This window comes from Corynebacterium sp. AOP12-C2-36, from assembly GCF_052379185.1.
GTDB lineage: Bacteria > Actinomycetota > Actinomycetes > Mycobacteriales > Mycobacteriaceae > Corynebacterium.
Window position 1 is genome coordinate 153004 of the sequence record NZ_JBQSYJ010000008.1, and the last position, 24623, is coordinate 177626.

21 protein-coding genes and 5 tRNA genes are annotated in these 24623 nt (G+C 68.8%); 22 read left to right on the top strand and 4 right to left on the bottom strand.

Annotation, left to right across the window (positions count from 1 at the left end; genetic code table 11):
- Positions 1 to 56 precede the first annotated feature (56 nt).
- A complete protein-coding gene (dusB, locus tag ACT3UN_RS08975) occupies positions 57 to 1247 on the bottom strand; it encodes a tRNA dihydrouridine synthase DusB (protein ID WP_301442857.1) in 1191 nt (396 codons plus the stop codon).
- A 221-nt stretch (positions 1248 to 1468) separates the two neighbouring features.
- On the opposite strand from dusB, the gene ACT3UN_RS08980 reads away from it, so the two are divergent.
- The 7 genes from ACT3UN_RS08980 to ACT3UN_RS09010 all read left to right on the top strand — a co-directional run bounded on the left by ACT3UN_RS08980 (position 1469) and on the right by ACT3UN_RS09010 (position 9319).
- Positions 1469 to 2971, top strand: a complete 1503-nt coding sequence (locus tag ACT3UN_RS08980) for an acetyl-CoA hydrolase/transferase family protein (protein ID WP_441588206.1) — start codon at positions 1469 to 1471, stop codon at positions 2969 to 2971.
- A 172-nt stretch (positions 2972 to 3143) separates the two neighbouring features.
- Positions 3144 to 3216: transfer RNA gene (locus ACT3UN_RS08985), tRNA-Lys, on the top strand.
- A 1047-nt stretch (positions 3217 to 4263) separates the two neighbouring features.
- A complete protein-coding gene (locus ACT3UN_RS08990; protein WP_367620318.1) occupies positions 4264 to 4641 on the top strand; it encodes a type IIL restriction-modification enzyme MmeI in 378 nt (125 codons plus the stop codon).
- 284 nt (positions 4642 to 4925) lie between these two features.
- A complete protein-coding gene (locus tag ACT3UN_RS08995; RefSeq protein ID WP_444656906.1) occupies positions 4926 to 6194 on the top strand; it encodes a sensor histidine kinase in 1269 nt (422 codons plus the stop codon).
- Entirely contained in the window at positions 6191 to 6910 is a 720-nt protein-coding gene (locus tag ACT3UN_RS09000) for a response regulator (RefSeq protein WP_301443525.1), read from the top strand. The genes ACT3UN_RS08995 and ACT3UN_RS09000 overlap by 4 nt, the downstream gene beginning before the upstream one ends.
- A 52-nt stretch (positions 6911 to 6962) precedes the next feature.
- A complete protein-coding gene (locus ACT3UN_RS09005; protein WP_301443524.1) occupies positions 6963 to 7736 on the top strand; it encodes an ATP-binding cassette domain-containing protein in 774 nt (257 codons plus the stop codon).
- On the top strand, positions 7733 to 9319 hold the full coding sequence (locus ACT3UN_RS09010; RefSeq protein WP_444656907.1) for a hypothetical protein: 1587 nt from the start codon (positions 7733 to 7735) through the stop codon (positions 9317 to 9319). Before ACT3UN_RS09005 ends, ACT3UN_RS09010 begins: the two co-directional genes overlap by 4 nt.
- A gap of 4 nt (positions 9320 to 9323) precedes the next feature.
- Here ACT3UN_RS09010 and ACT3UN_RS09015 read toward each other — a convergent pair whose 3' ends face one another.
- Positions 9324 to 9926: an LppP/LprE family lipoprotein gene (locus tag ACT3UN_RS09015; protein WP_444656908.1), complete on the bottom strand. Its 603-nt coding sequence runs from the start codon at positions 9924 to 9926 to the stop codon at positions 9324 to 9326.
- Between the two features lie 221 nt (positions 9927 to 10147).
- Between ACT3UN_RS09015 and ACT3UN_RS09020 the strand changes: the two genes are divergently transcribed.
- The 11 genes from ACT3UN_RS09020 (at position 10148) to ACT3UN_RS09070 (ending at position 18856) form a co-directional block, all read left to right on the top strand.
- On the top strand, positions 10148 to 10963 hold the full coding sequence (locus tag ACT3UN_RS09020) for a pyruvate, water dikinase regulatory protein (protein WP_444656909.1): 816 nt from the start codon (positions 10148 to 10150) through the stop codon (positions 10961 to 10963).
- 43 nt (positions 10964 to 11006) lie between these two features.
- Entirely contained in the window at positions 11007 to 13463 is a 2457-nt protein-coding gene (gene ppsA / locus ACT3UN_RS09025; protein ID WP_444656910.1) for a phosphoenolpyruvate synthase, read from the top strand.
- Between the two features lie 118 nt (positions 13464 to 13581).
- Positions 13582 to 13848, top strand: coding sequence for a metal-sensitive transcriptional regulator (locus ACT3UN_RS09030; RefSeq protein ID WP_301443225.1), 267 nt, complete (start codon positions 13582 to 13584; stop codon positions 13846 to 13848).
- Between the two features lie 60 nt (positions 13849 to 13908).
- Positions 13909 to 16056, top strand: a complete 2148-nt coding sequence (gene pabB, locus ACT3UN_RS09035) for an aminodeoxychorismate synthase component I (RefSeq protein ID WP_444656911.1) — start codon at positions 13909 to 13911, stop codon at positions 16054 to 16056.
- Between the two features lie 43 nt (positions 16057 to 16099).
- Positions 16100 to 16849 (top strand): YggS family pyridoxal phosphate-dependent enzyme, encoded by a 750-nt coding sequence (locus tag ACT3UN_RS09040; protein WP_444656912.1) that lies wholly within the window; start codon positions 16100 to 16102, stop codon positions 16847 to 16849.
- A 130-nt stretch (positions 16850 to 16979) separates the two neighbouring features.
- A tRNA-Glu gene (locus ACT3UN_RS09045) sits at positions 16980 to 17052 on the top strand.
- 50 nt (positions 17053 to 17102) lie between these two features.
- Positions 17103 to 17176 (top strand) — tRNA-Asp (locus ACT3UN_RS09050).
- A gap of 73 nt (positions 17177 to 17249) precedes the next feature.
- The gene (locus tag ACT3UN_RS09055) at positions 17250 to 18215 is read left to right on the top strand and encodes an MsnO8 family LLM class oxidoreductase (protein ID WP_444656913.1); all 966 of its coding nucleotides are present in this window, start codon (positions 17250 to 17252) and stop codon (positions 18213 to 18215) included.
- Between the two features lie 88 nt (positions 18216 to 18303).
- Positions 18304 to 18380, top strand: a tRNA-Asp gene (locus tag ACT3UN_RS09060).
- Positions 18381 to 18413: 33 nt separating this feature from the next.
- Positions 18414 to 18486, top strand: a tRNA-Phe gene (locus tag ACT3UN_RS09065).
- Between the two features lie 73 nt (positions 18487 to 18559).
- On the top strand, positions 18560 to 18856 hold the full coding sequence (locus ACT3UN_RS09070; RefSeq protein WP_444656914.1) for a GNAT family N-acetyltransferase: 297 nt from the start codon (positions 18560 to 18562) through the stop codon (positions 18854 to 18856).
- Between the two features lie 10 nt (positions 18857 to 18866).
- Here ACT3UN_RS09070 and epsC read toward each other — a convergent pair whose 3' ends face one another.
- Together epsC and cysK are read right to left on the bottom strand one after the other, a co-directional pair.
- A complete protein-coding gene (gene epsC, locus ACT3UN_RS09075) occupies positions 18867 to 19433 on the bottom strand; it encodes a serine O-acetyltransferase EpsC (RefSeq protein ID WP_441578957.1) in 567 nt (188 codons plus the stop codon).
- 216 nt (positions 19434 to 19649) lie between these two features.
- Complete coding sequence (gene cysK, locus ACT3UN_RS09080; protein WP_301444058.1) at positions 19650 to 20585, bottom strand: cysteine synthase A; 936 nt, start codon at positions 20583 to 20585, stop codon at positions 19650 to 19652.
- A gap of 154 nt (positions 20586 to 20739) precedes the next feature.
- On the opposite strand from cysK, the gene ACT3UN_RS09085 reads away from it, so the two are divergent.
- From ACT3UN_RS09085 to murA, 4 genes are all read left to right on the top strand, one after another.
- Positions 20740 to 21552 carry an enoyl-CoA hydratase-related protein gene (locus tag ACT3UN_RS09085; protein ID WP_444656915.1) on the top strand — a complete coding sequence of 271 codons (813 nt, stop codon included), beginning with the start codon at positions 20740 to 20742 and terminating at the stop codon, positions 21550 to 21552.
- A gap of 1 nt (position 21553) precedes the next feature.
- Complete coding sequence (locus tag ACT3UN_RS09090) at positions 21554 to 22036, top strand: DUF2505 family protein (RefSeq protein ID WP_444656916.1); 483 nt, start codon at positions 21554 to 21556, stop codon at positions 22034 to 22036.
- Between the two features lie 196 nt (positions 22037 to 22232).
- A complete protein-coding gene (gene ramA, locus ACT3UN_RS09095; protein WP_444656917.1) occupies positions 22233 to 23081 on the top strand; it encodes an acetate metabolism transcriptional regulator RamA in 849 nt (282 codons plus the stop codon).
- 21 nt (positions 23082 to 23102) lie between these two features.
- Positions 23103 to 24392 (top strand): UDP-N-acetylglucosamine 1-carboxyvinyltransferase, encoded by a 1290-nt coding sequence (gene murA, locus ACT3UN_RS09100; protein ID WP_444656918.1) that lies wholly within the window; start codon positions 23103 to 23105, stop codon positions 24390 to 24392.
- Positions 24393 to 24623 lie beyond the last annotated feature (231 nt).

Consider the following 24623-nt stretch of genomic DNA (forward strand, 5'->3'; position numbering starts at 1 on the left):
GTACGGCCGGTACGCCCGTTCTGCTCGGTGAACGGAGGGTACGTTCGTAAAAGTTATTAACCGCCGTTGAGTGCTGCCCCGTCGGCCTCGGGATCCTCGGCAACGGTGCTGGTCAGATCCTCGGGATCGTCCAGCCAGCGGTCGGGCAGCGCGACCTTGCCGGGCGAGCCCTGGCGGCCACGCGCACCGTCGGCGTCCACGGCGGTGGCCGTCGACTCCCACATCGGGTCCAGGACGCGGCGCAGCGACTCCAGGTCGGTGATCTGGGACAGCTGGCGGCGCACGTCACCACCGGCGGGGAAACCGCGCATGTACCAGGCCATGTGCTTGCGCATCTCGCGCACGCCGTACTGCTCGCCCTCGTGGGCGGAGAGCAGCTCGGCGTGACGCATGATGATCCGGCACACCTCCGCCAGGGTGGGCTCGGCCGGCACGGGCAGCCCGCGCAGGTTCGCCGAGAGCTCGGCGAACAGCCACGGGCGACCCAGGCACCCGCGTCCGACGACGACGCCGTCGCAGCCGGTGCGCTCCATCATCGCCGCGGCGTCCGACGCCTTGAAGATGTCGCCGTTGCCGAGCACCGGCACGCCGGTGCCGTCCATGTGCTCGACGAGCCGGGCGATCTCGTCCCAGCTCGCGGTGCCGGAGTAGCGCTGCGCGGCGGTGCGGCCGTGGCAGGCGACGGCGGCCGCGCCCTCGTCGGCGGCGATGCGTCCGGCGTCGAGGTGGGTGTGGTGGTCGTCGTCGATGCCGACGCGGAACTTCACGGTGACCGGGATCTCCGGGTGCCCGGCGTCCTGCACGCCCTTGACCGCCGCGCGCACGATCGAGGCGTAGAGACGCCGCTTGAACGGCAGTGCCGAGCCGCCGCCGCGGCGGGTGACCTTGGGGACGGGGCAGCCGAAGTTCATGTCGATGTGGTCGGCGAGGTCCTCCTCGGCGATCATGCGCGCGGCCTTGTAGGTGTACTCCGGGTCGGTCGTGTAGAGCTGCAGGCTGCGCGGGTCCTCGTCCGCGGCGAAGGTGGTCATGTGCATCGTCTTCGGGTTGCGCTCCACCAGGGCGCGGGCCGTGACCATCTCGCACACGTAGAGCCCGGCGACGCTGCCCATGCGCTCGCGCTCCTGCTCGCGGCACAGGGTGCGGAAGGCGACGTTGGTGACGCCGGCCATCGGTGCCAGGACGACGGGGGAGTCCAGGTCGAAACGTCCGATGGACAGGGCGGGTGTGGTTGAGGTGGTGATCACCCCCCGATTCTCACACCACGGTGGGGGAGGTGCAAAGTCCTGTGATCTGAGCGGTCACTACAATCAGCTGTGTGCGGCCACACCCGCACCTGACTGCTCGCTGCCGTCGTAGGACGCTCTTGTGCTATCAATGGTGGCAGAGGTCACGTTTGCTACAGAAACAATCGTGATATTTGCAGAGATACTTCCGAAAACAACGGGACAAAACATGAGGAGAGAAAGTGTCTGAGCGCATCGCCCACACCGGACTGAAGTCGAAGGTCATGTCGGCCCAGGAGGCCGCTGAATTCGTCAACAACGGCGACAAAGTCGGGACCTCCGGCTTCACCGGCGCCGGCTACCCGAAGGTCCTCCCCACCGCCATCGCGGAGCGGGCCAAGGCCGCACACGACCGGGGCGACGAGTTCCAGATCGAGCTGTTCACCGGCGCGTCCACCGCGGTCGACTGCGACGGGGTCCTCGCCGAGGCCAACGCCATCAGCTTCCGCACCCCGTACAACTCCGACCCGGTCCTGCGTGGGCAGATCAACGCTGGCGAGTCGAAGTACTGGGACATCCACCTGTCCCACCTGGGCAAGCAGGTCCAGGAGGGCTTCTTCGGCAAGTTCAACGTCGCCATCATCGAGGCCGTCGCCATCCGTGAGGACGGCACCGTGGTCCCGTCGTCGGCGGTGGGCAACAACATCGAGTTCATCGACGCCGCCGACAAGGTGATCATCGAGGTCAACGACTGGCAGTCCCGCGACCTCGAGGGCATGCACGACATCTACCGCATCGAGCCGGCCGGGCAGCGCACCCCGATCAACATCACCTCCCCCGGTGACCGTATCGGCGGTACCGCCCTGGAGTTCGACACCAGCAAGATCGTGGCGATCGTCGAGACCGACGCCCCCGACCGCAACGCCCCCTTCACCCCGGCGGACGAGACCTCGAAGAAGATCGCCGGTCACTTCCTGGACTTCCTGGAGGGTGAGGTCGCCGCCGGCCGCCTGTCCTACGACCGTTACATCATGCAGTCGGGTGTCGGTAACGTGCCCAACGCCGTGATGGCCGGCCTGCTGGACTCCAAGTTCGAGAACATCACCGCCTACACCGAGGTCATCCAGGACGGCATGGTCGACCTGATCGACGCCGGCAAGATGACCGTCGCCTCGGCGACCTCCTTCTCCCTGTCCCCGGAGTACGCGGAGAAGATGAACGCGGAGGCCGCGAAGTACCGCGAGAACATCATCCTGCGCCCGCAGCAGGTCTCCAACCACCCCGAGGTCATCCGTCGACTCGGTCTGATCGCCACCAACGGCATGATCGAGGCCGACATCTACGGCAACATCAACTCCACCAACGTGTCCGGCTCGCGCGTGATGAACGGTATCGGCGGCTCGGGTGACTTCACCCGCAACGCCTTCATCTCCTCCTTCATCAGCCCGTCGGTGGCCAAGGGCGGCGACATCTCCGCCATCGTGCCCTTCGCCTCCCACATCGACCACCACGAGCACGACGCCATGGTCGTCATCACGGAGAACGGCTTCGCCGACCTGCGTGGCCTGGCACCGCGTGACCGTGTGAAGAAGATGATCGCGGTCGCCGACCCGTCCTACCAGCCGCTGCTGGAGGAGTACGTGGAGGCAGCCTCCAAGTCGAAGTTCCAGCAGACCCCGCACGATCTGACCAAGGCCTTCGAGTTCCACACCCGGTTCCTCGAGACCGGTTCGATGCGCAAGTAGCGTCCGCTCTGCTGCGCCGGTCGCGACACCTTGAGCCCTCAGGTCGATTCTCTTCGTGAGATTCGACCTGAGGGCTCAAGGTGTCGCCGGAGAGTGTGCCGGGGCAGGTTTCCGGCGCCGTCCGGACATGCACTAGACTCTAGGACGCACCTCACACGTGGGGTGCGTACGTGGGCCTTTAGCTCAGTTGGTAGAGCTACGGACTTTTAATCCGCAGGTCGTGGGTTCGAGCCCCACAGGGCCCACAGTGGAACCCCGGTCGTCGATCACCTCGACGGCCGGGGTTCTCTGTTGTCCCGGGGGAGTGGGGGGTTACTCGGGCCAATTCAGCTGCGGGTGGTCCAAGGGGTCGCCGTTTTCGTTGCGGGGGCCGTCGTAGTCCCAGGTTGAGGGATCCCCGCCTACCGGGGGCGACTCGGAGTCAGTAGGACTGCCTCCGCATTCGGACGGGTCGTAGACGTAGAAGTCCGTCTGGGGACAGCGGTAGTCGCCCCGATTGGCAGTCAGTGTGTCAAAGCAGTCCTGGGAGAATCGCATTTCGCCGTCAGACCATATCGCTGGTCCCGGTGTGCCCTCGGAGCAGTAGAGAACGTACGGCTCGGAGGGAGTCGGCGTAGAGGGCGAAACGTACTCGGCCACTTGTTCTTCGACATCAGGGGTGGGTTCTGAGGTGGTTGCCGGAGGTGTGGGGGTCGGGAGTCGAGGCGAGGCAGCGCTTGTGGTGGTCTCGCTGGTTGGCGTCGACGTAGTCGACGTGGAGGCCTGATCGTTGTTGCCGCACGCTGTGAGAGCGAATGAGACGGTGAGGACTGATGTGAGCAAGAAGCGCCGCAGGGCCATGAGGTTCCTTCAGGGGGTGTTGTGCCTAACGTGATGTTGGCTGTCCCGATCGCGGGCGCAACCTCCAAGACGAATACTATCCCGAAGGAAATCATGAAGGGGGGCAGGTATCGGTTGGAGCTCGACGGTGCGTTTGTGAATGCCCTGCGCGTCGGAATCGATGCCGGTGGGGCCTGTCCGATCCAGTCGCGGCCCGCTATGTCCGACCATTTCGGGGTAGTCGCGAGCTGATGCGCAACACAGATCGCTGGTGCTTCTGGTCGATCGATCGCACCCAGCGGACATCGGTCGGGGCCCGATTCTCGAGGCGAGACTCGAAGCTGTTGCATCCTTTCGCAGTGACAGCAAGGCTGCCAGCACCCGGAGAATGTCGTTAGTCCGCACCTGTTCGGCCTGCGATCGCAGCTTGACCTGTACTACCTTTGCCAGTCCAAGATCATCAGTGAGACTCGGTGATACTTCACGGTGCAGCGCTATCCCGCGGGGGTTTTGCTACTGACCTTGCGTTCCATGCCCAAGACCCCGACGGGCCCCAGTTTGCGTTGGCATCGTCCTCGACGTTTATGACCTGGCAGAAGCCCCTCGGCGGGCGATTGAAGTCAGACATCCGATTCGTATCTACCTTGATCTGGAACACTTTCCCCGTTCCTGGACTTGACTACAAGTTCCGGGAGGCGATTATCATCGCTGGTCAGGGCATCCTCGATGCGAGGGCGCTGTATCCCGAGCGTAGTCTCGCCGACGCCTACAGCCCCCTGGCTATGGATCCGGCCCTGCTGAAGGCCCACGATAAGTGGGATCGAGCCGTAGACAAGGCTTTCGGATCCTAACGGAAGATCACTTCAGATAGTCAATTCCTGGAGATTCTCTTTACCAGGTACGTCGAGATCACGGCGGTCGACTAGCGTAGCGAACCCCCTCGTCCATTCACAGAGGTCCGACTGAGTACACCGACAACGCCGCCCACCGCGGCGCCGGCGCAAACCCCGCACATCGGTCGCAGGTCTGCCAGTCAGCGCGCAGGTTTGCAGACATTGCGCCGGGGCGTCCCGCTCCCACCGCACGGCCACGGCAGGAGAGGGGAGTTGGCCAGCCGGCTGGCTACAGTGGAAGCATGTCAGCCCCGGCCGTGATCCAGCGCCTCCGCCTCGAGGACATCCTGCCCGCCGTCATCGCCGCGGCGGTGGCCATGGTCCACGTACTGATCGCCCTCGATGGCGGGAACGACGGTGTCACCGGTGTGCACAGCTCCATCGCCGCAGTCCTGGCCGTGATGTTCGTCCCGGTCCTGCTGTTCTGGCGCAGACGACCGCTGGCCACCGCCGCCGCGGTGATCGTGCTGCTGGTGTTGTGGGAGGTCAACTGGTTGTGGGCGCTGCCCGGCAACATGGGGGTTACCCCGTTGCTGTTGGCTTCGCCGTTGGTCGTCTACTCCGCTACCCGGCACGGCCGGCCTGCACGCGCCGGGGTGGTGGTGCTGCTGGTCATGCTGGTCGGTGCGATTCTGTCGCCGCTGCTGTGGCGCTTCGAGGACGGCGTCGCCGGCACCACGATGGTCTACGATCCGCTCGCCACCCTGGACTGGCTGCTGATCCAGTGGGCGCTGCTGGTCATGGTGTTCTTCGTGGCGCGTTCGCGCAGACATGCCGCGGCTCAGGCCCGTGAGCTGGAGGATGCTCGGATGCGCATCGCCGAGGACCGGCAGGTGGCGGTGCGCGAGCGCGAACGCGCCCTGATCGCCCGTGAGATCCACGACGTCCTGGCGCACAGCCTCACCCTGATCAACGTGCAGGCAGGTGCCGGTCAGGTCTCCGGGGCGCAGGACGCCGCGCTGCAGGGCATCCGGGAGACCAGCTCGGCCGCGCTCGCGGAGGTCCGTAGCATCGTCCGCGCGCTGCGCTCGAGTGATGGCCCCAGCGATGGTTCCGGCACCGAACCGACGGCCGGCCTTGCCCAGGTCCCTGACCTGCTGCGTAGGTTCACCGAGGCAGGCCTGGTGATCGAGGAACAGCTGCCGGACGGTGCTGGTACGGACGTACCGCAGATCGTCCAACTCGCCGTCCAGCGGGTACTGGCGGAGTCGCTGGGCAATGCGCTGCGCCACCAGGGGGCGGGGACACAGGTGGGCGTCGAAGTGCAGGTCATGGACGATGCCAACCGGGTGGCACTGACCGTCGTCAGCCGCGGCTCTGTCACGGGAGAAGGAGCGCAGGAGGGCTCGGGCACGGGCATCGTCGGGATGCGAGAGCGGGTCACCAGCCTCGGCGGCGACCTCGACGTGGTTTTCGATGCTGCCTCCGACGTTGTCACGGTGTCCGCCGTCCTGCCCATCGACCCGGCGCGCCCCGTCCGCCCGGTACAGAGGAAAGGGAACGGACTGTGAGTGTGACCAGTGATCCGGGGCGTCCTGTGCGCGTTCTGCTCGCCGACGACCAGGCGCTGATCGTCGCGGCGTTGACCACGATCCTTCAGTCGCGGGGCGACATCCGGGTCGTGGCCACCGCGTCCACCGGCTCCGAGGCGGTCGACAAGGCAGGGGAGCAAAAGGTGGATGTGGCGGTGCTCGACATCCGCATGCCCGGCGGCGACGGCATCGACGCCGCCGCGGCGATCCGTCGCAGCCACCCGGAGGTGCGCATCCTGATGCTCACCACCTTCGACGACGAGGAGCTCGTCGCCCGGGCGCTGCGCGTCGGGGTGCAGGGCTTCCTGCTCAAGGACACCGCGCCGGACGCACTGATCGACGCGGTCCACCGGGTGCACGCCGGGGCGTCCGTGCTGTCGCCGGAGGTCACCGGCTACGTGATCGACGCCTTCCGCCGCAACAGCGAGCACCCTGAGCACTCCGCGCAGCCGTCCGGTTTACTGGGCACGCTCACCCCACGCGAGACCGACGTGCTCGCCGGGGTGGCCCGCGCCGAGACGAACGCGGAGATCGCCGCGCACCTGTTCATCGGGGAGGAGACGGTGAAGACCTACGTCTCGCGCCTGCTGGCGAAACTCGGGGTGCGCGACCGGGTGGGCCTGGCCGTGCGCGCCCACGAGTGTGGGGTCGGTACCGGCGGCGTTCCCCCGCGCGGGGGACAGCCCCCGCACTGAATCCACCCCGGGGCCGATGTGCCCGGCATGCCCGCTGAGCAGCATGGAAGGCATGGACAACAACAGAGACAACAACAGAGCCACCCGACCACAGCAACCCTCCCGCAGCACCGCGCCGGCGGTGAGCTGTCGCGGGCTGGGCGTCACCTACGGCGAGCACCGCGTCCTGCAGGACTTCTCGATGACGGTGCACCCGGGGCGGGTGCACGCGCTGCTGGGCACCAACGGTGCGGGAAAGTCGACGTGCTTCCGCGTGATCCTCGGACTGGAGGACCGCCACTCCGGCACCGTGGAGATCCTCGGGCGTCCGCGCGACAGGGAGTCGTTGATCAACATCGGTGCCTCGGTCAACGGCCCCGCGCTGTACCCGCACCTGTCGGCCCGGGAGAACGCGCGCGTGCACGCCCGCCTGCTCGGGTTGGACGACGCGGCGGTGGACGATGTGCTCGCCACCGTGGGCCTGGCTGACGTCGGACGCAAGAAGGTCCGGTCCTTCTCCACCGGCATGAAGGCGCGTCTGGCGCTGGCGATCGCGATGCTCGGCAACCCGCCGGTGCTGCTGCTGGATGAACCGCAGAACGGGCTCGACCCGCAGGGCATCGCCGACCTGCGCACCTTCCTGCGCGCGTGGACCGCACAGGGCGGCACGGTGCTGGTCAGCTCGCACCAGCTCGGCGAGGTCTCCCGCCTCGCCGACGACATCACCGTGCTGGTCGCCGGGCGGGCGGCCTACTCCGGGCCGATCGGCGACTTCGCCGCGCCGGGACACCTGGAGGACGAGTTCCTCCGCCTCACCCAGGGCTACCCGGCGGAGGCGGGACGATGAGTGCCGCGACGTATACCGCGACGTACACCGAGACACGCCACCGCGCAGCTCGGATCGGCACGTGGGGCGGTGTCCTGCGCGCCGAACTGCTGCGCACCCGGCACTCGGCGGTGCAGTGGTTCCCGCTGGTGGGGCTGCTGCTCGGGGTGGTGAGCTCCGGGCTGGCCACCGCGGTCGCCGGGGCGCCGGACGTGGACATCATCGTCTCCTGGCAGAGCATGTACGTCACGGGCATGGCGATGCCGCTGATGGCGTTGCTCGCCGCATTGGCGGAGGGGCGGGAACGCCGCGCGCGCTGCGGTGGCACGGACCTGCGTCCGGTGTCGCCGCGCCGGGTGCGTCTGGTGCGGCTGCTGGTGCTGTGGGCGGTCTCGGCGGTGTTCCACCTGGCGAACCACGGGGCGACCTGGCTCTTCGTGGTCGTCGGTGGTGGTGCAGGCGGCGGCTTCTCCGGCTCTGGCGTGGTGGTGTCCACCGGGGCACTGTCCTGGGTCGCCAGCCTCGGGGTGCTCGCCGTGGTCAGTGTGCTGGCCCGCTACCTCACGGTGGTGCCGGTGCTGGTGCTCGCGGTCGTCGCGCAGGTGTCCGGCACGTTGGCGGCGGAGTCGGGGAGCTGGTTGTTCTACCCGCCGTCCTGGCCGATCCGGTTGCTGCTGCCCGTCCTCGGCATCCACTCCAACGCCGTGCCGTTGCAGCCCGGCGAGATCCTCGGCGGGCCGGAACCGTTGGGCGCGGCGACGGCCGCGGTGCTCAACCTGCTGCTCATCGTGGTGGGAACCGCGTTGGCGGTCACCGTCAGTGGACGCCGCACGTGGCGGCTGCGCCTGGCCGGACACCGGGCAGGACGCGCTGCGTCCGTAGCGTCGCCGACGTCCCCCGCGCCGGTGCCGGCGGCAGGCGCGCTGGCGCGGCCAGGCACCTGCCGGCGTCCTGCGTCCCCGCGTTTCTCGGACGCCCTGGCCGGGGTGGCGCTGGCGCTGCGCGGCACGCTGGCCACCCCCGCGGTCCTTGCCGCGGCGGTGCTGATGCTGGTGGTCGGGGTGGTCTACCCGCCGTCCTACGCCACCCAACTGTGGACGTTCGTGCTGCTGCCCCTGGGCGCCGGCCTGCTGCCGGTGATCACCTGGCCGGTCATGGCCGCGGCGTGGCGGGTGAGCGTGCTGGAGAATCACCGCTCGCCCGGCGCCTACCTGGTGTGGCAGGCCGCCGTGGTCGCGGTACTCACGGTCGTCGCCGCGGTCGCCGCACTGCTCGCCGGGGCGGACGTTGCCCAGGTGCTACGCTCCTCGGCGCTGTCCGTGCTGGTCGGAACGGTGCTGGTGCTGGTGGCGACGGCACTGTGTGCCCGCGTCGGCACCGGGGCGGCGGTGGCGGCGACGGTGCTGTGGACGGTGGTGTCGTTGACGCTCGGCGGCGACGTGCTCGCCGACACCGTCCTGTGGATCCTCGCGGTGCCGGCGTGGCCGCTGACCGCACTGGGCGCCGGACGCACCGGCGTGGCGCTGGTGTTGCTCGTCGTGCTCCTCGTGGCGGGCGCGCTGGGTGCGCGCCGGGAGTTCCGGACCGTCGGACGCCGAGGATAGGGGGTTACCCGGCCGGGGGCACCGAGCCGTGGGGCGGGAGGGCCCCGGTGTGCTCGACACCCTGCGGGTAGAGCACGAAGTGCGAGGTCGCCGACCCACTCGGGGCGGCGGTCGCGTCACCGGGGAGCAGGAACCGGTAGTCGACCCGGATGATGTTGTCGGCGACCCGGCTCACGTGCTGGAAGGGGTAGCTGTCCGTCACGGTGGTGCCGATGTAGACCCCGTGGTCGAACAGGGCGACCTGCTGGGGTGAACTGCCGGTCGCCCCGTCGATGTCGAGGACGACCGCGGACAGCGCCAGGGTGGGGTCGTAGGCGCTGGTGTCGGCGCCCACCTCGCTCCACGGGCCGAGGGCGGTGGCGGGTGTGCGCTCCGCGGCGATGCGGACCGCCTCCTCGGGGGACGGGGCGGACGGTGCCGACGGAGCGGACGGGGCCGTCGGTTCAGCGACGGTGACTGCCGGTACTGCCGGTTCTGCCGGTGCCGCCTGTGCGGCACCTGCCCCGCCGAGGGCGAGGAGGGCCGCGGTGGTGAGCGCCAGGGCGCGGGGGCGGCGGGGCAGGCGGGGCAGGTTGGGATGGTTGCTGGAGGTGTTCCGGGGGTACATGGTCTGTCTCCTTGTCCGGAGGTCTCGGTGGTGGTGATGGTGGTGGTGCTGGTGCAAGGCCCTGCATAGGGTGCGACCGACCCGCGGTGCCGCAGCGTTACGTTCATGCTCCACCTAAGTAGGGGTGAAAGCAGACATGGGTGGAAACCGCGGTGTTAGTGTCGGGTGGTCTCACAGGTGGTGCCGCACGGTGTACACCGAACTACACAGGAGGTGGGGACATGGCGGAACGGCCCGTCTTCTTCGTGTCCGACAGCACCGGCATCACCGCCGAGACCCAGGGCAACGCCCTGCTCGCCCAGTTCCCCGCCTTCAGTTTCCGGCGCCGTGTCCTGCCCTTCGTCGACTCGGTCGAGGCCGCGGCGCGTGCCGTGACCGTCATCGCCGAGGACCGGAGCGAGGGCGACGTCCTGCCGCCGATCGTGTTCGTCACGATCCGCGACGCGGCGGTCGCCGACATCGTCTCCGGGGCGTCCGGCGAGGTCATCGACCTGCTCGGCGCGCACCTGAGTCACCTGGAGGGTCTGCTGGGTGAGCGGCGTACCGGCGCGGCCACCGAGTACCACCGGGTCGGCGACCCGGGCCGCTACCACGCCCGTATCAACGCCGTGGAGTACACCGTCGAGCACGACGACGCCGCCAGCTTCCGCGGCTTCGACCGTGCTGACCTGATCATCCTCGCCCCGTCACGCTGCGGGAAGACCCCCACCGCCATGTACCTGGCATTACAGCACGGACTGCGGGTGGCCAACTACCCGCTGACCGAGGACGACACACCCGGAAGCCTGCCCGACGCCGTCGCGCCTCACCGCGAACGGCTCTTCGGGCTGACCACCACCGTGCAACGCCTCAGCCAGGTCCGTGGCGAACGCCGGCCCGGCAGCAGCTACGCCAGCGCCACCCGGTGCCGGGCGGAACTGCGACAGGCCGAACGTCTCTACAAGGCGCACCGCATCCCCTACATCGACTCCCACGCCATGAGCGTGGAGGAGATGTCCAGCGTCATCCTCACCCGGATGAACCTACGCAACCCCTGAGTAAACCACCCGGGACAACCCTCCCAGAACAGGAACCCACACCATGACCAGGCAGTCACTCTCCGTCCTCTGGTTCACCGAGATCGGCATGGGCGACGTCGCCCAGGTCGGCGGCAAGAACGCCTCCCTCGGCGAGATGGTCGTCAACCTCGCCGACGCCGGCGTGCGCGTCCCCGGCGGCTTCGCCACCACCGCCGACGCCTTCCGCGACTTCCTCGCCGTCGACGGCCTCGACAGCCGCATCGCGGAGGTCCTCGAGGGTCTCGACACCGACGACGTCGCCGAGCTCTCCCGCCGCGGCGAGCAGATCCGCGCCTGGATCCTCGCCCAGCCCTTCCCGCAGAACCTCGAGCGCGACATCCGTGACGCGTACGAGGAACTCGTCGCCGCCGACCCGCTGCCCGACGAGGTCACCTGGGCGGTGCGCTCCAGCGCCACGGCGGAGGACCTGCCCGACGCGTCCTTCGCGGGCCAGCAGGAGACCTTCCTCAACATCGGCGGTATCGACAACGTCCTGGAGGCCGTCAAGGCCGTCTTCGCCTCCCTGTACAACGACCGGGCGATCTCCTACCGGGTGCACCACGGTTTCATCCACGCCGACGTCGCCCTGTCGGCCGGCGTGCAGCGCATGGTGCGCACCGACGTCGGGGCGTCCGGCGTGATGTTCACCGTGGACACCGAGTCCGGGTTCGACCGCGCGGTGTTCGTGACCTCCTCCTACGGCCTCGGCGAGGCGGTGGTGCAGGGTGCGGTGAACCCCGACGAGTTCTACGTCTCCAAGCCGGCGGTACGCGCAGGACGCACCGGCGTGGACGCCGTGTTGTCGCGCACGGTGGGGGAGAAGGCCGTGGCGATGCGCTACGCCGCGGGCACCGGCCTGGAGTCCGCCACCCGCTGGGAGGACGTGGAGCCGGAGCAGCGCGTGCGCTTCTCCGTCGACGACGACGAGGTCACCGAACTCGCCCGCCACGCCATCGCCATCGAGGACCACTACGGCCGGCCCATGGACATCGAGTGGGGACGCGACGGGGTGGACGGCAAGCTGTACATCCTGCAGGCCCGCCCCGAGACCGTGGTCTCCCGGCGCGGTGAGGCCGGCCAGGTCCTCACCCGTTTCGAGGTCGACCGCGGCGCCGCCGACGCCGCCGAGGTGCTCGTCGAGGGACGGTCCATCGGCCAGCGGGTGGGCAGCGGCCCGGTGCGCGTGCTGCGCTCGGTGCGCGACATGGACGCCATGCGCACCGGTGACGTGCTCGTCGCCGAGATCACCGACCCGGACTGGGAGCCGGTGATGAAACGCGCCTCGGCGATCATCACCAACCGCGGCGGACGCACCTGCCACGCCGCGATCATCGCCCGCGAGCTCGGCATCCCCGCCATCGTCGGTACCGGTGACGCCACCGCCGTGCTGCCCGACGGCGAGCAGGTCACCGTCTCCTGCGCCGAGGGCGACACCGGCCGGGTGTACCGCGGTGCGGTGCCCTTCGAGGAGAAGGAGACCCGGCTGGACGCGATGCCGCAGATCCCGACGAAGCTGATGATGAACGTCGCCACCCCTGACCAGGCGTTCTCCTTCTCCTCCCTGCCGAACGCGGGCGTGGGCCTGGCGCGCATGGAGTTCATCATCAACCGGCAGATCGGGGTGCACCCGCGCGCCCTGCTGGAGCGCGACACCCTGCCGGACGCGCTGCGCGACGAGGTCGACGCCACCACCGCCGCCTACCCGTCGCCGAAGGAGTTCTTCATCCGGCGCGTCGTGGAGGGCGTGGCGACCATCGCCGCCGCCTTCGACCCGAAGCCGGTGATCGTGCGGCTGTCGGACTTCAAGTCCAACGAGTACGCCAACCTCGTCGCCGGTGAGCTGTTCGAGCCGCACGAGGAGAACCCGATGATCGGCTACCGCGGTGCCGCGCGCTACGTCTCCGAGGACTTCCGCGAGTGCTTCGCCATGGAGTGCGAGGCGCTGCGCCGCGTGCGCGAGGACATGGGCCTGGCCAACGTGCGGGTGATGGTGCCGTTCGTGCGTACCGTGGCGGAACTGCAGGACGTGCTGGACGTCATGGCGTCCCACGGGCTGGTGCGCGGCGAAGGGGTCACCGGGGCGTCCGACGCGAACGGCGCCGGCGGCGCCGGCCTGCAGGTGGTGATGATGTGCGAGGTGCCGTCGAACTACCTGCTCGCCGAGGAGTTCCTCGACCACGTCGACGGGTTCTCCATCGGCTCCAACGACATGACCCAGCTCGTGCTCGGCGTGGACCGCGACTCCGACCTGGTGGCCCATGATTTCGATGAGCGGAATCCCGCGGTGCTCAAGGTCATCGGCTCGGTGATCCGCACCTGCGTGGAGCGCGGCAAGTACGTGGGCATCTGCGGACAGGGCCCGTCCGACCACCCTGACCTGGCCGAATGGCTGGTGGAGCAGGGCATCGGGTCGATGTCGCTGACCCCGGACACGGTGGTGCGCACCTGGCTGCGACTGGCCGGGGAGGCCGCCGAGTAGCACCCGGGTACGGGGTCGGCCGCCGGGACCGCCCCGGCGGAATACCGGGTGCACCGTACCGCGCCGGGTACACTGTCCGGGTCCCCTCACAAAGATCCGAACTCTCCAGGAGCCTCCAGTGAAACTCACCGACCCCACGTCCGACGCCGTGCTCAAGCGGCTACGGCGCGCCCGCGGCCAGCTCGACGGCGTCATCACGATGATCGAGAACGACCGCGAGTGCCGCGACATCGTCACCCAACTCGCCGCCGTCTCCCGCGCACTCGACCGCGCCGGGGTGAAGGCCATCTCCGGCGGCATGCGCGACTGCCTCTCCGCCCCCGAGGGCACCGCCCCGGAGGACTGGGAAGAGGAGATGGAGAAGCTCTTCCTCTCCCTCGCCTGACCCCTGCACGACCCCTGTACGACCCCGGCCCAGCGGGTTCCGGGCGGTAAGGTGTTCCCGGTGAACAGCACGTCTCTCCACACGCCGCTCCGAACCCTGCTGGTGGACAACCACGACTCCTTCACCTGGAATATGGTCCACGATCTGACCAGTGTGAACGGGGTTGAGCCGGTGGTCGTCCCGAACGACTGGGGCCGGTGGGATGCCGAGGGGCGTCAGCTTCTCGCCACCGTGGACAACGTCGTCATCTCCCCGGGGCCGGGCACCCCGCTCATCCCGGAGGACGTCGGCATCTGTCCCGCGGTGGTGCGCGCCGCCGTGGCGTCCGGCATCCCGGTGCTGGGCATCTGCCTCGGCCACCAGCTCATCGCGCACATGTACGGTGCGACGGTGGCACCTGCGCCCGAACCGGTGCACGGCCGGGTCAGCGCGGTCGAGCACGACGGCCGCGACCTCTTCCACGGCCTGCCCACCCCCGTCGACGTGGTGCGTTACCACTCCCTGGCGGTGTCGGACGTCCCGTCCGGCATGACGGTCACCGCCGGTACCGCCGGTACAGACGGGGTGGTGATGGGCGTCAGCGTCGTCGACGACCTGCTGTGGGGTGTGCAGTTCCACCCCGAGTCGGTGCTCTCCGGCCACGGCCGGGAGATCTTCGCCAACTTCGCCGCCCTGACCCGCACGCACGGCCGGGCACGCACCGTGAGGAACCGGGTGCTCGCCCTGAGCGTCCGGGACACCCGGGCCTTCTCCGGGGAACTCTTCGCGCGTTTGTACGGCCGTACCAGCGACACCTCGACCCCGTGCGTCTGGCTCGACGGCAACCGGGCGGACGACCCGCGCGCCCGCTTCAGCGTGATGGGTGCTTCGCGCACCAGCGTCACCGCCGTCGCCAGCGGGCAGGACGCTCCCGCGACGGTGACCGTCCGCGACGCGGACTCCGACGACGGCGCCGAAACCGTCGAGACGGACGTCTTCACCTGGCTGCGCGGTGACCTCGCCCGCCGCAGGATCACCGGCGACTCCGCGTGCGTGCCCGGCTGCGGGTTCCGTCTCGGCTGGGTCGGCTACCTCGGCTACGGGCTCAAGGCGGACTGCGCGGTGGGGGAGGGGGCCGCCAGCCGCCACGCCGCCCGCATCCCGGACGCCGGCCTCGTCCTGCTCGAACGCGCCGTCGTCGTCGACCACGAGACCGCGCAGGTGCACCTGCTCACGCTCGACGGCGCGCAGGACGCCGCATGGCAGGACCACGTCGCCGGCGTCGTGCGGGAGCTGGAGAACCTGCAGGTCGCCACGGCGTCCGCAGCGTTTTACGCGGTTCCGGCAGACGACTCCAGCCTGTCCGTGACCTTGCACGATCGCGCCGACTACACCGCCAGGGTGCGCGAGATCCAGCGGCTGATCACCGCCGGGGAGACCTACGAGGCCTGCCTGACCACGACCCTCGAGGTCACGCCGGGGAGATCGATGCAGGGACAGGGGACGCCGGACACGCTGGGCCTCTACCGCAGGTTGCGCGCCGACAACCCGGCCCCCTTCGGCGCCTACCTGCGCGTGCCCGGGGTGACGGTGATGTCGACCTCCCCGGAACGCTTCCTCAGCGTGGACGTGGACGGACGTGTCACGTCCTCCCCGATCAAGGGGACCCGGCCGATCGGCGCCGACGCCGCGCACGACGACCGCATCCGCGCCGAGCTGCGCGCCAGTGAGAAGGACCGCGCCGAGAACCTCATGATCGTCGACCTGGTGCGTCACGACCTGGGACGTGTCGCCGCGCCCGGGACCGTGGAGGTGCCCGAACTCTTCGCCGTGGAGAGCTATGCCACCGTCCACCAGCTGGTCAGCACCGTCACCGCCGACCTCGCCGCCGGACGCGACGGTCTCGATGCCGTGCGCGCCGCCTTCCCGCCCGGGTCGATGACCGGGGCGCCGAAGGAGCGCACGATGCGCATCCTCGACGAGCTCGAGGACGGACCGCGCGGCGTGTACTCCGGTGCGGTGGGCTACCTCTCGCTCGACGGGGCGGTGGACCTGTCCGTGGTGATCCGCACCCTGGTGGCCGGGGACTGCGGCGGGGACGGTGACGGGGCCGGTGGTGCACGGCTGACCTACGGCGTCGGCGGGGCCGTCGTCGCCCAGTCCAGCCCGGACGGCGAGTACGACGAGACCGTGGTCAAGGCCGCCCCCGTGCTGCGGCTGTGTGACTGACTGCAACTGATCGCGACTGACTGTGTCCGATAGTCTGGACGCCATGGATACCGTGAATGCAGAGGGCGAGAGCGACGGCGAGATCCCTGACGTCCGGACGTTGAGTGAGGCCGTCGCCGCGGTGCGCGCCCAGGTCGACGCCGCCGCATTGGCCGCCGGGCGCGACCCGGCCGCGGTGCGTCTGCTGCCGGTCAGCAAGACCGTGCCCGTCGACCGGCTGCGTCACGCCGTGGACGCCGGCATGCACGAGTTCGCCGAGAACAAGCCCCAGGAGGTCCAGCGCAAGGCCGTGGAGATGGCCGACCTGCCCGTGCGCTGGATCGCCATCGGCCACCTGCAGACCAACAAGGCCAAGCTCGTCGCCGAGCACGCCCACGAGTTCCAGGCGCTGGACTCCGTGCGTCTGGCCGAGGCGCTGCAGCGTCGGTTGGCCACCGCCGACCGCACACTCGACGTGCTGGTGCAGGTCAACACCTCCGGTGAGGAGGCCAAGACCGGAGCGGACCCGCAGGACGTCCCGGCGATCCTCGCCGCCGCCGCCGGCTGCGACCGGCTGCGCGTGCGCGGGTTCATGACCGTGGCAACCAACACCGGTGAGGAGCAGGAGGTGCGCCGTTGCTTCGCCCAGCTGCGCGCCATCCTGCAGACCGCCCGGGAGGACGCCGTGGTCGACCCGGAGCTGCTGACCGAACTGTCGATGGGCATGTCCGGGGACTTCCGCACCGCGATCGAGGAGGGGGCCACGTGCGTGCGCGTGGGGACGGCCATCTTCGGCGCCCGTGACTACCCCTAGAAATGTGCTCTGACATGGTGATTTAACCCCGTGTTGGAGTTTGGGCGGTCGGTAGTTTATTCTGAACGGGCTGCCGAACAGGAGCGGATGCGGGGACGATGTCACCGTGCACACTTCTGCTTGAGGTAGGGCTCCCATCGTCTAGTGGCCTAGGACTCCGCCCTTTCACGGCGGCAACACGGGTTCGAATCCCGTTGGGAGTACTGCGTAAGACCGGTTCTCTCATGATTCGTCTTCCGTACAACAAGATAATGGCCCTGTGGCGCAGTTGGTTAGCGCGCCGCCCTGTCACGGCGGAGGTCGCGAGTTCAAGTCTCGTCAGGGTCGCAAGTCACAGCGGGCGCACACCATCACGGTGTGCGCCCGCTGTTCGCGTGCGTGGGGTATCTAGGGTGGGGACATGCGATACTCCCTGCTCGACCGCGCCAACTCCGTCGACGGGACGCCGGACGCTGCGGCGCTGCGCCGCGTCGTCGAGCGCGCCGGACGCGCCGAGTCGCTCGGCTACCACCGCTTCCTCGTCGCCGAACACCACGGCGTCCCCGGTATCGCCGGCAGTGCGCCCGGCGTGCTCGCCGCCGCCGTCGGCCAGGCGACGTCCACCGTGCGCGTCGGCACGGCCGGCATCATGGTGCCCGACCACGCGCCGATCGTCGTCGCCGAACAGGCCGCCGTACTGGCCGCGCTGTTCCCCGGACGCATCGACATCGGCCTGGGGTCCTCCGTCGGCTTCACCGGTGCGGTACGCCGGGCGCTGCGCCAACCGCAGGACGCCGCGACGGCGCGCGAGGGCTTCGCCCGTGACCTCGACGAGGTGCTGGCCTACCTGCGCGGCGGAGGGGACGGCACGCGCGCGCCTGAGGTGACGATGCGTCCTGCGCTCGCCACCGCCCCGCCGGTGTTCCTGCTCACCGGTGGCTCGCCGCGCAGCCTCGCCCTGGCGTCGCAACACGGGCTCGGGGTGATCCTCGGCGGGCCGGACCCGGGGCGGGTCGGCGGCGGGGGAGAGGGTGCCGTGGAGGAGACGGTCGTGTCGCGTACCGTGGCCGTCGCGTCCACCCGGCAGGCCGCACGCGACCTCGTCCTGCCGGAGGTGTGGGCGCAGGTGATGTCGCGCAGCACGGGCGCGTTCATGCCGTTGCGTCCCGTGGCGGAACTCGACGAGGCCGAGCTGACCGCGCAGCAACGCCGGCGCGTGGACCGGGCGTTGGAGAACACGGTGTACGGCACCACGGAGGACGTCTCGGCGGCGCTGCACGCGCTGGCCGGGCGCACCGGGGCGTCCGAGATCCTGGTGACCGGGGGGTCATCCGATCCGGAGGGTCAGGAACGCAGTGATGCGCTGCTCGCCGGAATATTCGCCTGACCGGTGCATTTGTCTGATTGTGGTGGTGCTGTGTACAGTATCCCATCGTGCACAGCGATCGGCTCCGGCCGGATCGCTGGTAGTGCACGGCCCTGTGGCGCAGTTGGTTAGCGCGCCGCCCTGTCACGGCGGAGGTCGCGAGTTCAAGTCTCGTCAGGGTCGCCAGATCGTCCGAAGGTCCAACCTACGGACTTTCTTGCCCAGATAGCTCAGTTGGTAGAGCGTACGCCTGAAAAGTGTAAGGTCCCTGGTTCGATCCCTGGTCTGGGCACACTCAACATCCCCCTCGGTGAAGTCACCCGAGGGGGATGTCGCGTATGCGGGGGCGGGTTACACTCGGGATCATGAGCACTGAAGACGACCGGAGCATCACGGTCACCCACGACGTGGACGGCGCACGCTACGTCCTGCAGGTCGACGGCGACACCGCCGGCGTCGCCGAGTACGTGCAGCTCGGTGCCGTACGCGACTTCAACCACACCGTCATCGACCCGGGGTTCCGCGGACAGGGGCTGTCCGCCCCGCTGATCTCCGCCGCGCTGGACGCCACCCGCGCCGAGGGGTTCGGCGTCCTGGCGTCCTGCTCGGCGGTGGAGGGGTTCATCGCCAAGAACCCCTCGTACCAGGACCTGGTGCGCTAGGTAGGGTGCGCTAGATGTTGTTCTGCATGTCGTTGACGTAGCCCGCCGGGTCGACCAACGGGGTGCGCTCGTCGGCCTTGCGGTGACGGACCTTCGCCGGTGCACCGATGAGGATGGAGTCTTCCGGGGCGTCCTTGGTGACCACCGAGTTCGCGCCGATCGCCGAGCGCGCGCCGATGGTGATCGGACCGAGGACCTTCGCGCCGGCACCGACCATCACCCCGTCACCGATGGTGGGGTGGCGCTTGCGCTGCACTAGCTCGGAGCCGCCGAGGGTGACGCCGTGGTAGAGCATCACGTCGTCACCGATCTCGGTGGTCTCGCCGATGACCACGCCCATGCCGTGGTCGATGAAGAACCTGCGGCCGATGGTGGCGCCGGGGTGTATCTCGATACCGGTGAGGAAGCGGGTGAACTGGCTCAGGATGCGGGCCGGGCCCTTCGCACCGCGGCGCCACAGCCGGTTGGACACCCGGTGGCTCCAGATCGCGTGCAGCCCGGAGTACACCAGCGCGTTCTCCAGGTCGCCGCGGGCGGCGGGGTCGTGGGTCCTGGCGTTGTCCAGGTCTTCCTTCATGGTGCTCAGCAGACTCACCGGTGGAGTCCTCCTTCTTCTTCTCGTACTTCTCGTTCTTGACGTCGGTGTGCCGGGCCCCGCGGAAGGTCGCGGCACGCGAAACGGCCCCGGCGCCGGGGCGCGTCCGTGCAGGCGTGATGTCACCTGATGATACGGACGTTTCCGTGCGTCGGGGCCGTGAGGGTCGGGAGCGGTTCGCCCCGACCATGCTCCTGACTAGTCGCGCAGGTCGTCGAACAGGAGGGTGGAGACGTAGCGCTCACCGAAGTCGGCGACGACGGCCACGATCAGCTTGCCCTCGTTCTCCGGCTTCTTGGCCTCCTCCAGGGCGGCCCAGATGTTCGCACCGGTGGAGATGCCGACGAGGATGCCCTCCTTGGCGGCGAGTTCGCGGGCGTACTTCACCGAGTCCTCGATGGAGGCGTCGTACACGTCGTCCAGGATGTCCTTGTTCAGGTTGTCCGGGAAGAAGTTGGTGCCGATGCCCTGGATCTTGTGCGGCCCGAAGGTGCCCTCGGTCAGCAGCGGGGAGTCCTTGGGCTCCACGCCGACGATCCGCACCGAGTCGCTCTGCTCCTTGAGGTACTTGCCGGCACCGGAGATGGTGCCGCCCGTGCCCACACCGGCGATGAAGACGTCGACCTTGCCGTCGGTGTCCTCCCAGATCTCCGGACCGGTGGTCTTGTAGTGGACCTCGGGGTTGGCCGGGTTGGCGAACTGGCGGGCCAGCACGGCGTTCTCGGTTGACTCCACGATCTCGTTGGCCTTGTCCACGGCACCCTGCATACCGGCCGGGGGCGGGGTGAGGACGAGCTCGGCACCGAGGGCGCGCAGCATGATGCGGCGCTCGAGGGACATCGACTCCGGCATGGTCAGGATGACCTTGTAGCCACGGGCGGCACCGACGGTGGCCAGGGCGATACCGGTGTTGCCGGAGGTCGCCTCGACGATGGTGCCGCCGGGCTTGAGGGTTCCGTCCTTCTCGGCGGCCTCGATGATCGCGACGCCGATGCGGTCCTTGACGGAGTTGCCGGGGTTGGCGGACTCGAGCTTCACCGCGACGGTGCCGGGGAGGCCCTCGGTGAGCTTGTTCAGCTTCACCAGAGGGGTGTTGCCGATCAGGTCGGTGATGTTCTCGTAGATCTTAGCCATGCTGGTGAATGGTCCTTTCGTGTCCCTCAGTCCAACAGACCGATCGGTCTGTCTGTATTCCGGGGCCAGTCTACACAAAGCCGCGGTCCACCGCCATGCCCGGCGACCTGCTGAACCGGGGCGCAGGCGTACCCGCCTGTGACACAATCGGGGCATGAGTGAACACACAGTGCAGGACGGCGGATCGTCCTATGAGACCATCACCACCGCGACGGGCGGGGCCGACCGCGCCGTGGCGACCATCACCCTCAACCGTCCCAAGGCGCTCAACGCCCTGAACCAGACGGTGATGGAGGAGGTCGTCGGCGCGCTCGAGGCCTTCGACGCCGACGTGTCCGTCCGCGCGATCGTGATCACCGGTTCCGAGAAGGCCTTCGCCGCCGGTGCCGACATCACCCAGATGAAGGACCAGACCTGGCCGGACATCAAGCTCAAGCGCTTCTACGCCATGTGGGAACGGGTCTCCACCGTGCAGACGCCGATCATCACCGCGGTCTCCGGCTTCGCCCTGGGCGGCGGGTGTGAGCTGGCGATGATGGGCGACATCATCCTGGCCAGCGAGAAGGCGAAGTTCGGCCAGCCGGAGATCACCCTCGGCGTGATCCCCGGGATGGGCGGCACGCAGCGCCTGACCCGGGCGGTGGGCAAGTACAAGGCGATGGACCTCATCCTCACCGGTCGGATGATGGGCGCCGAGGAGGCCGAGCGCTCCGGCCTGGTCTCCCGGGTGCTTCCGGCCGAGGGCTTCCTCGACGAGGTCGCCACCGTCGCCGACACCGTCGCGGCACAGTCCGCGGTCGCGCTGGCCGCGGCCACCGAGGCGGTCGACGCCGCGCTGAACACGCCCCTGACCGAGGGAATGCGCCAGGAGCGCGAGGCTTTCTGGGGCCTGTTCGCCACCGAGGACCAGAAGGAGGGCATGTCCGCCTTCGTCGAGAAGCGCAAGCCCGAGTGGAAGCACCGCTGACATGGCCAAGAGCGTGGAACTGACCAGGTCGGTCGACCTGCCGCTGGAGACGGTGCACACGGTGGCGTCGTCCGAGGAGTATCTGCTGACCGTGGACGACGCATCGACCTCGAAGCTCGTCGTCACCGAGGCCGAACGGGAGGTGGACGCCGACGGCGCCGTGCGCGCCCGCGTCGTCGCCGCACGGGAGAAGGACGACGGCAGTCCGGGGTTCGCCATGGAGCAGACCACCGACGTGACCGCGATCGTCGACGACGGATTCACCTCGACCACCGTCACGCCGCTACCCAAGGGGATGGGCACGATGACCGTCGTGATGGCCTACACCCGTGACGGCGACGACTCGGTCCACGTGGACGCCGAGATCATCGCGGAAGTGGGGATTCCCCTGCTCGGGGGAAAGATTGCGCGCAAGCTGGTCGACGGAGCAGACAAGACCGTCGACAGCGGCCTGGACCGGATCGTCCGACTGGCGGGTAGGTAGGGAATCGGGGGTATCCCCCTTTTGTTCGCGGGGGTGGGTATAAGCCCCCGAGGGGGAGGGTGGTCTCCGAGACCTGCAGGTTTTGGGGGAATACGCTGAATTTTCTATACTCGGACCCTGTAAAGCCCGCGTTCCCCCGCACTCGGGTGTGACCTGATCGGGGGGGTGACATCCGATCACAACAGAAAGGTGCGCCGTGGACCAGCTGCGTCACCGAGATGATGACGACGCCATCCGTTCAGCACTGTCGTCCCTGAAGAACTCGACGGGCATCCCCGTCACGATGTTCGGGTCGTGCCAGCCGGACGGACGCATGGTGATCAACCAGTGGGTGGGGCTCCGGACACCCGCACTCAACAACCTCACCATCGACTCCGGCCAGGGCGTCGGCGGCAGGGTCATGGCGACCCGCAGGCCCGTCGGTGTCTCCGACTACGCCCGGGCGAAGTCGATCTCGCACGAGTACGACCGTCCGGTCCGCGACGAGGGACTGCACTCGATCGTCGCCGTCCCCGTGATCGTCGGACGCGACATGCGCGGCGTCCTGTACGCCGGCGTGCACTCCCCGGTGCGCATGGGGGACAAGGTCCTCGAGGAAGTTACGATGACCGCCCGCGTCCTGGAGCAGGACCTGGCCGTGAACATCGCGATGCGCCGCACCGACGGCGGTGCGTCCCGCGAGAGCTCGGCGAAGCCGCCGCGCGCGATGACCGGCGCGGAGTGGGAGCAGGTCCGCGCGACCCACTCACGCCTGCGCATGCTCGCCAACCGCGTCGTGGACGACGAGATCCGCCGTGACCTCGAGATCCTCTGCGACCAGATGGTCAGCCCGGTGCGGGTGAAGCAGACCACGAAGCTCTCCGCCCGCGAACTCGACGTACTTGCCTGCGTCGCCCTGGGGCACACCAACGTGGAGGCGGCCGACGAGATGGGTATCGGCGCCGAGACGGTGAAGAGCTACCTGCGCTCGGTGATGCGCAAGCTCGGCGCACACACCCGCTACGAGGCGGTCAACGCGGCCCGCAGGATCGGTGCACTTCCCTGATCCGTAGGTAGGATGTGAGGGGTGAAAGATCATTTCCTCGTAACTGGTGGTGCCCGTCTCGACGGTTCGGTCCGTGTGGACGGCGCCAAGAACAGCGTCCTCAAGCTCATGTCGGCGGCACTGCTGGCAGAGGGGACGACCGTCCTGCGGAACTGTCCCGACATCGCCGATGTGCCCTACATGGCCGACGTTCTGCGGGGGTTGGGGTGTGAGGTGGAGCTGGACGGGGGAACCGTCACGATCCACACCCCGGCGGAGATCTCGCCGAACGCCGACATCGACGCGGTGCGGCAGTTCCGCGCCTCGGTCTGCGTCCTCGGGCCGCTGACCGCACGGTGCCACCGCGCCGTGGTCGCCCTGCCCGGCGGCGACGCCATCGGCAGCCGCCCCCTCGACATGCACCAGTCGGGGCTGGAGCGCCTGGGCGCGAAGACCCGCATCGAGCACGGTTGCGTGGTCACCGAGACCGAGCGCCTCACCGGCGCGAAGGTCATGCTCGACTTCCCCTCCGTCGGCGCGACCGAGAACATCCTGACCGCCGCGGTGCTCGCCGAGGGCGTGACCGTCCTGGACAACGCCGCGCGTGAGCCCGAGATCGTGGACCTCTGCCACATGCTGCGCGACATGGGCGCGAAGCTGGAGGGGGAGGGGAGCAACACGATCACCGTGACCGGTGTCGACAAGCTCAACCCCGTGGAGCACGAGGTCGTCGGTGACCGCATCGTGGCGGGCACCTGGGCCTACGCCGCGGCGATGACGCGCGGCGACATCACCGTCGGTGGCATCGACCCGGCACACCTGCACCTGGTGCTGGAGAAGCTGAAGCTCGCCGGGGCGAAGGTCGAGACCTACCCGACGGGATTCCGTGTCACCCAGGACGAGCGGCCGACCGCCGTGGACTACCAGACCCTGCCCTTCCCCGGGTTCCCCACGGACCTGCAGCCGATGGCGATCGCGCTGTGCGCGGTGAGCGCGGGGATGAGTGTGATCACCGAGAACATCTTCGAGTCCCGCTTCCGCTTCGTCGACGAGATGACCCGGCTGGGATCCGACATGACCATCGACGGTCACCACGTGAGCATCAGGGGAGTCGAGGACCTGAGCTCGGCGCCGGTGTGGTCCTCGGACATCCGGGCCGGTGCCGGCCTGGTGCTCGCCGGGCTGTGCTCGGACGGCGTGACCCAGGTCAACGACGTCTTCCACATCGACCGCGGTTACCCGGGCTTCGTGGAGAAGTTGGTGGACCTCGGCGCCACGGTGGAGCGGGTCACGGCCGGCGAGGGACGGCATTCCCGGCACTGGGTGCTGTGACCTGGCGTTTTGTGTGTGCCGGTCGTCGTGTGTAGATTAATGCGAGTCAGAGCGACCGACACCGCAGAGAATGCGGCAGGAAAACGGGCCTGACGATCTACACGAAGTTCGCTTCCTTCCTGGAGGATGCGGCGCCGACCGGCCGATTTGCATAGCAGAGCGGCGAGGTTGTAGAGTACAGGGCCTGCCACGAAGTGAGACACCGACCGGATCGGTTGTTGTCAGTGCTAC